The 561-nt window shown below is 78.8% G+C and carries 1 protein-coding gene; it reads left to right on the top strand.

The features are described from left to right. A partial coding sequence (locus KN815_RS34255) for a SpnB-like Rossmann fold domain-containing protein (protein ID WP_216345743.1) occupies positions 1–561 on the top strand: 561 nt, incomplete at both ends.

The raw sequence follows: 561 nt of genomic DNA on the forward strand, positions 1-561 counted from the left end.
CTCGGGGCCACGGCGTACGGGGACCTCGGGACGCTGGCCGACGCGGTCGCCGCGGGCACGGCGCCGGCACCCGAGTACGTCGTCGTGTCGCCGTCCGCCGAGACCGGTGAGCGGGTGGCCCGTGCGGCGCACCGCGCCGCCGCCGCGGCGCTGGACGCCGTCCAGCGGTGGCTGGAGGAGGAGCGGTTCGGGGACGCCCCGCTGGTCGTGGTGACCCGTGGCGCGGTGGCCGTCGAGGCCGCCGAGCCGGTGGCGGATCTGGCCGGTGCGGCCGTATGGGGTCTGCTGCGCTCGGCGCAGTCGGAGAACCCGGGCCGGTTCGTGCTGGTGGACACCGACGGCCGGGACGAGTCGCTGCGGGCCCTGCCCGCCGCCCTGGCCTCGGACGAGCCGCAGGTGGCGATCCGCGCGGGCGCGGTGTCCGTGCCCCGGCTGGCGCGGGTGGCCGTGGAGCCGGAGCGGGACGACGCCCGGGGCCTCGACCCCGAGGGCACGGTGCTGGTGACCGGTGCGTCCGGTTCGCTGGGCGGTCTGGTGGCCCGGCATCTGGTGGCCGAGCGT

This window comes from Streptomyces niphimycinicus, assembly GCF_018883605.1.
GTDB lineage: Bacteria > Actinomycetota > Actinomycetes > Streptomycetales > Streptomycetaceae > Streptomyces > Streptomyces niphimycinicus.